Origin of the sequence: Yersinia artesiana, assembly GCF_902726545.1 — a bacterium.
Taxonomy (GTDB): domain Bacteria; phylum Pseudomonadota; class Gammaproteobacteria; order Enterobacterales; family Enterobacteriaceae; genus Yersinia; species Yersinia artesiana.
In genome coordinates this window covers 20335-27137 of record NZ_CACVAD010000058.1, presented here as the reverse complement: position 1 = coordinate 27137, position 6803 = coordinate 20335, and the positions used below count along the sequence as shown (strand labels likewise).

Here is a 6803-nt window from a genome sequence, read left to right as displayed (position 1 = left end):
TTTATCGGCTATTTAAAATACAAATAATTAGCGGTGAATATCCTTTTTGGTGCAACTAAGAAAAGAGAAAAGTATAAATAGCATTGATAGGTTTATAAAAAGTGTGGGTTTATGACGTTATTAATTAGATAGGTTTATCAAGTGGCAGGCGAGTTATATAAAATTAAATAAGATAATTTCTTATTCAACGAATAAAAAATGAGCCATTACGACTAAGAGTTAACTATTTTACATAGCAAAAAAGATATACCCCTTTAAATTTAGCTTAAGTAAAACGCCCTGTAGTGATATTAACTTGCGTTACTATCTTAGAGTATAGCCTTACTTATACTTGCGGTAACTCATTTTCATCCATTTGCACTAACATGATCCCTGCACGCAATCCCAGCGCAACTCGCGGATTGGGGAACAAGATCCACTCATATTCATGCTCAACGCGATAGTGCTCATTGAGCTGTTCTATCATCAATGTTCCTTGCGGATAGCGAGTGAAGTTTACCGTGTCATCCGCCACCCACAGTTTAAAATCAGCATGTTGCTTCAGGAGTGATTTAACGACACGATAAAATATCATTGGCTCGGTAGATCGAGTAGGCAATTGCCCTCTGCTGACTAATGCACGTAAACCCGCAGTGATCGGACTAAACTGTTCGAGCTGATTTTGCCCAAAGGGTAGCGCTTTACCCAATTCCAACGTACAACTGGCCGCCTGGCAGAACTCACTACTGAAGTGGGCAAAAGTTCCTCCCACCGAGGTATGCATAACTAATGCATCTAACTCACTATCTTTTAGCCAACGTAACATTGCCGCACAATAAGGCGTTGTTCGGTAAGGTAACAAACCAAATCGGTTGTGATGTGAACCCCGAATGGCCGTATGTAGATCATAATGTAAACGTAAAGACAGTGGATCAGATGCAAAAAACTCCCCCACCTTTTGTTCGAGGATTTCAGCCCGTATTGCCTCATCAGTTAGTGAATAATTTTTATAACGTCCACCAAACATGCGATTGATATCTGCGGTGAGATAGCGTTCCCCGGCTCTGATAGCGGGCGGATTACCTAATATCACTAACAAACGCACTGCTAATGGCAGTTGACTAGCTAATAAATCAGAGACTAATTGGTTTAGAATCTCAATCGGAGCTGTTTCATTTCCATGGACACCGGCCGATAACACCACTGATTGCGAACAGGTTCCGTGGGGGGTGAGCATCAGCACCCCTTCATCCATCCATTGCCATTTAAGGTTTGATGTTTCGCCGCTAATGAGTGGCGGTGGGGACCCCGCCAGGGTGATTGACAGAAAATCTGGCATCATCGTCCCTTCCCTTTGCTTATCTTTTTTCATGGCTCATGCCGTTCGATTTTTGATATTTCGATTAAGGATGTTGGAACGGGTATATCGAACCTAAATTGAGTATTTTGGTCAATTCATCCAATGCTTGCCGCCCTTCTTGTAACAACTGTGGGTCAGCCAAGTCCTTAAATTGCAAGCGATCACGATAGTGCTGGTCGACCCAATTATTCAGCGCAACAAACAAAGCGGGTGTCATCATCACTCTGCTATTCACTGCCGCTAACTCAGTATCATTAAGCGCAACACGTAGTCGTAGGCAAGCCGGGCCACCACCATTGTGCATACTTTCGCGCAGGTCAAAAACTCTGACCTCATCAATCGGACCACCGCTGCTTATCAGCTCAGACAGATACTCCCACACTGCGGGACATTCCTGGGATTCTTGTGGAATAACCAGCAGCATCTTGCCATTGGGTTTACTCAGTAACTGGCTGTTAAACAGATAGCTCGATACCGCTTGCGAGACAGAAACTTGTGCTGCGGGCACTTCAATGGTGAGCAGCTGTTGCTCAATTCGCCCCATTTTGCGACGCAGATCTTCCATTACTCGGATATCGGGTACAAAGGCATGTTGGTGGTGGAATAACACGTTTTGGTTACTGACCGCGATAACATCATTGTGGAATACCCCTTGATCGATTACCGCCGGATTCTGCTGCACAAAAACAGTGCGTTCAGGGTCTAACAAGTGTAAACGTGCCACGGCTTCGCTAGCTTCTAATGTTTGGCGCGCAGGATATCGGCTGGGCATTGCCCCGCTTTCAAGCCCTTGACGGCCATAAACAAATACCTGAATCGCCGGGCGGTCATACTCTCCCCCCAGGCGATTATGATTAGCTGCGCCCTCATCGCCAAATAACTCAACAGAAGGCAATGCATCGTGGTGAACAAAGTGACGGTGATTATTAAAAATGCTTTTTAATATTGCTGAAGTTGTCTCTGCCTCGATGGCGCGATGAAATTTATTATTCAAATTTGCCACGGTAAAATGAACTCGCCCGTCAGCGCTGTCCGCGGCAGGTGATACTGTTGCCGCATTAGCGGTCCACATTGATGAGGCGGAGCTGACCGCCGACAATAGCCGTGGCGATTTGCGTGCCACTTCACTTAATACTTGCTCATCTGATCCACTAAAACCCAGCTGGCGTAAAACCCCCATCGCTGGGCGCTCTTGCGGGGGAAGAACGCCTTGCTTGTAACCTAAATCGGCCAGCGCTTTCATTTTTAGCAGGCCCTGTTTTGCTGCCAGCCGTGGGTTGGAGAGCGTATTTTGATGCTTGGTGGAGGCCTCATTGCCAAAAGACAATCCGGCATAGTGATGTGTCAGCCCAACCAATCCATCGAAGTTAACTTCATATCCTGCCATCTTATTCTCCGTTCGCACCTATGAGTTAATCAGATAAGTGGGCTAATCAGGTAAGTCGAATGAAATGCCTGGCGACAGTGTTGCAGGCAGTGTCAGACTTTCACTTTCGAGTGATGCCATGGGCCAGGCACAATAATCTGCGGCATAAAATGCACTTGGTCGGTGATTACCTGAAGCCCCAACCCCACCAAATGGAGCCGCGCTGGAGGCTCCGGTCAAAGGTTTATTCCAGTTAACAATACCTGCACGGGCTTCCAATAGCAGTTGTTCAAACTGTTGCCTGTCTTCTGAAACCAGACCGATGGCTAAACCAAATCGGGTTTGATTGGCTATTTTTAGTGCCTGGTTAAAATCGCTATAGCGAATAACACTCACCAGCGGGCCAAAATACTCTTCATCAGGGACCTCGCTGATACCGGTAATATCAATGATACCTGGGGTCAAAACCGCACTTTGGCTGTCAGGTCGGGTCATGGTTAATAAGGCTTTCCCCCCTAATGACAGCAAATGTTGCTGTGCTGCCAGCATTTTTTCAGCCGCTTTAGATGAAATCACCGCCCCCATGAAAGGAGCCGGTTGACTATCCCAGCGCCCAATACGCAGCGCTTTACTCACCGCAACAAAACGTTGTAAAAATGCATCGCCTTCAGCGCCACTCTTGATCAACAAGCGGCGCGAGCAGGTACAACGCTGACCAGCAGAGATAAAAGCTGACTGAATCGCGAGGTTTACCGCTGCATCACAGTCTTTGACCTGCTCAACAATCAGGGCATTATTCCCCCCCATCTCCAACGCCAGAATTTTCTCCGGTTGCCCCGCCAGTTGCCGGTGTAAGTGGTAACCGGTATTGGCACTGCCGGTAAACAGTAAACCATCAATATCAGGTTGGGCCGCCAGCGCTTCGCCAGTGTCACGTCCGCCCTGAACTAAATTGAGTACGCCATCAGGAATGCCTGCCAATTGCCATAACTTGACAGTCTCTTCTGCCGTTCCCGGTGTCAATTCACTGGGTTTGAACACCACCGTATTGCCCGCTAACAAAGCAGGAACAATATGTCCATTGGGGAGATGTCCGGGAAAGTTATAAGGGCCAAAAACCGCCAATACGCCATGTGGCCGGTGCCGCAGCACTGAGATAGCGTCCGCCATCGGCGTTTGACTGCTACCGGTTCTGGTTTGATAGGCTTGCAACGAAATAGCTACTTTGCCCATCATGGCCTGCACTTCTGTTAGCGTTTCCCAGTGCGGTTTACTGGTTTCCAGACTTATCGTTCGCGCCAATTGCTGCTTATGTTGTTCGAGTAATACGGCAAAACGCTGAATAATCGCCACTCGCTGTTCCAGTGGCGTTCGAGCCCATGTGGGGAAAGCATCACGCGCGGCGCGACAAGCTGCGGCGACATCTGCGCTATCAGCGGCACGCGCTTGCCACAATAATTGCTGTTCCATAGGGTCATGTTTATCGAAATGGGCACCTTTACCGGTGCGCCATTCCCCCTGAATAAACAATGCAGGATGGGTCATTTTTTGGTCTCCGGTGCAAAAAGGCTGATTATCCGAACCACATCACCCGCCACAACACCCAGTGCCGCTGCATTGTCAGTGGTTAAATGCAGAAATTCGTCTGATAGATGGGTGTTAATCAATATGGATCGAAAATCTTGGTAACGGTCATTGGCCACTAAATAAGCGCTGCCACTTGGGTCAATATCAATATCATCAATAACCACTTTTCGCTGGCTGCTATCGCGCACCGCCCGCACTTCGTCGGTGTTGGCTTCCAAAGTCGGCCCACCATCAAAGATATCGACATATCCCTGATGTTGCAGGCCTTCAGTCTCCAGAACCGCGCGAGCAGGTGCGGTGTGAGGATGAACCTGACCTATCACCGCACGGGCTTCTTCTGCCAAAAAATCCACATACAGCGGGTGTTTCGGCATCAGTTCGGCAATAAACGCTTTTTGCCCCGTCCCACTCAGGTAATCGGCTTTTGCAAATTCGATAGCGAAAAAGTGCCGACCGACATTTTCCCAAAATGGTGAACGGCCTTGTTCATCGGTGTAACCGCGCATCTCGGCAATCAATTTACGTGAGAAGTGCTGGCGAAATGCGGCGATAAACAGAAAACGAACTTTCGATAAGAAGGGGCCGTTTTTATCTTTGCGATATTCAGGGTCAAGAAACAGTGTGCAGAGTTCGCTATAACCGGTGTGATCATTACTCAAAAACAGCGTCGGTACCGATTTGTACACATTGAGGGTTTTAGAGGCATGAACCAGTGTCCCCACGCGGAAGTTATACCAAGGGTCATTCATTCCCACCGCCACTTCTATCGCGCTGACGCCCACCACTTTCTCTCGCTCAGTGTCTTCCAATACGAACAGGTAACCTTGCTCACCCGCAGCCAAAGAACCTTGCCAGGTATTTAATGCACGCTCAATTCTGGCGGCGAGGTGTTGCTCATTTTGTGGCAGTGAGGTCATGCCAACGCCAGTTTTCCCAGCCAACTCCAGAATGTCGGCTAAATCACGGCGTTCTACCGGGCGAACTCTCATCATATTCAAGGTCCTTGTTGACTGCCGATGCGTTACGGCTGATGTGCTACGGCTGATGTGTTACGACTTAGCCTTACGACAGACCTGCTCAATACCCCTAGCAAGTCGGGCCAAGCCCTCTTTAATATCGTGCTGGGAAATAATCAGTGAGGGCGCAAAGCGGACGACATCGGGGCCTGCAATTAAGGCGATTAATCCATGCTGGGCAGCGGCCTGAATGATATCTTTGGATTTACCCGCATAATCACTGTTCAGCACGCAGCCAATCAACAGACCACGCCCGCGTATTTCGGCGAAAACCTTGTAACGCGCATTAATATCCGCCAACCCCTCCAGGAACCATTGGTGCCGCTCTTTCACGCCCGACAATACAGTTGGTGTATTGATGAGAGATAAAACAGTGCCCGCCACAGCACAAGCTAATGGGTTACCGCCATAAGTTGTCCCGTGACTGCCGACATTCAGTGCGCTGGCATATTTTGTGGTCGTCAGCATGGCCGCTATTGGGAACCCGCCCCCCAGTGCTTTGGCGCTGGTCAGGACATCAGGGGTGACGCCATAATGCATGTAGGCATACAACTCACCGGTACGGCCAACACCGGTCTGTACTTCATCAAAAATCAGTACCGCATTATGGCGATCACACAATGCACGCAGGCCATGCAGAAACTCGCGGTCTGCGGGTAACACACCCCCTTCGCCCTGAATCGGCTCGACAATCACCGCACAGGTTTGATCGGTAATAAGGGCTTCGGCAGAGGCCAGATCATTGAAAATACCGTGGCTAATGCCACCCGGTAGCGGAGCAAAATCCTGCGAGTATTTGGGCTGGCCTCCCGCCGAAACGGTGAACAGTGTCCGGCCATGAAACGCGTTTCTAAAGGCAACAATCTGGTTCTTTTCGCCCTGCTGTCCCGGTTTATTAGCAAAATTATCCAAGGCATATTTACGCGCCAATTTCAGTGCGGCTTCATTGGCTTCAGCGCCTGAATTACAGAAAAATACTTTTTCAGCGAAGGTGGCATCAATCAGTTGTTTTGCCAGTCGCAACACCGGTTCATTGGTATAGCCATTGCCCAAATGCCATACTTTGTCTGCTTGCTCAATCAATGCGGCTTTTACGGCCGGATGCCCATGTCCTAAAGCATTGACGGCAATCCCCCCGGCAAAATCAATATAAGATTTGCCCTGTTGATCCCACAGTGTCGCCCCTTCGCCACGTACCACAATAAAGTCTGCGGGAGCATAAGTTGGGACGATCCATTCATCAAAAGACTGTCGGGTAACCGGAATTGGCTGTTCCATAATGGCCTCTTTAATCAGCGTAAATATGGGTTGGAGAGACTCGTTGTCAGGTGTAATCCTGCCGCCCAACAAAATCTCTTATTCTGTTAACAATAAAGAATGAAATATATTCACCTGATATAAAGTGTAGAGCAGCTTTCGTGCCACACTGCTCACTATGTGAATAAAATGTATAAACCTCATAAAAACAAAGTTTTAAAATGCATAATTATGCAAA

At 48.3% G+C, this 6803-nt stretch carries 5 protein-coding genes; all 5 read right to left on the bottom strand.

The window, feature by feature from the left end:
* Window positions 1–325: 325 nt before the first annotated feature.
* The 5 genes from astE to HU019_RS17175 all read right to left on the bottom strand — a co-directional run bounded on the left by astE (window position 326) and on the right by HU019_RS17175 (window position 6586).
* Window positions 326–1318 (bottom strand): succinylglutamate desuccinylase, encoded by a 993-nt coding sequence (astE, locus tag HU019_RS17195; protein ID WP_174850033.1) that lies wholly within the window; start codon window positions 1316–1318, stop codon window positions 326–328.
* 64 nt (window positions 1319–1382) lie between these two features.
* On the bottom strand, window positions 1383–2726 hold the full coding sequence (astB, locus tag HU019_RS17190; RefSeq protein ID WP_174850017.1) for an N-succinylarginine dihydrolase: 1344 nt from the start codon (window positions 2724–2726) through the stop codon (window positions 1383–1385).
* A gap of 42 nt (window positions 2727–2768) precedes the next feature.
* The gene (gene astD / locus HU019_RS17185) at window positions 2769–4250 is read right to left on the bottom strand and encodes a succinylglutamate-semialdehyde dehydrogenase (protein WP_174850018.1); all 1482 of its coding nucleotides are present in this window, start codon (window positions 4248–4250) and stop codon (window positions 2769–2771) included.
* Window positions 4247–5284: an arginine N-succinyltransferase gene (astA, locus tag HU019_RS17180; protein ID WP_174850019.1), complete on the bottom strand. Its 1038-nt coding sequence runs from the start codon at window positions 5282–5284 to the stop codon at window positions 4247–4249. Before astA ends, astD begins: the two co-directional genes overlap by 4 nt.
* A gap of 57 nt (window positions 5285–5341) precedes the next feature.
* Complete coding sequence (locus HU019_RS17175; protein ID WP_174850020.1) at window positions 5342–6586, bottom strand: aspartate aminotransferase family protein; 1245 nt, start codon at window positions 6584–6586, stop codon at window positions 5342–5344.
* Window positions 6587–6803: the final 217 nt, after the last annotated feature.

Coding starts and splice junctions, on each gene's coding strand:
- astD (WP_174850018.1), bottom strand. CDS start 4,250: ATGACCCATCCTGCATTGTTTATTCAGGGGGAATGGCGCACCGGTAAA.
- astB (WP_174850017.1), bottom strand. CDS start 2,726: ATGGCAGGATATGAAGTTAACTTCGATGGATTGGTTGGGCTGACACAT.
- astA (WP_174850019.1), bottom strand. CDS start 5,284: ATGATGAGAGTTCGCCCGGTAGAACGCCGTGATTTAGCCGACATTCTG.
- astE (WP_174850033.1), bottom strand. CDS start 1,318: ATGCCAGATTTTCTGTCAATCACCCTGGCGGGGTCCCCACCGCCACTC.
- HU019_RS17175 (WP_174850020.1), bottom strand. CDS start 6,586: ATGGAACAGCCAATTCCGGTTACCCGACAGTCTTTTGATGAATGGATC.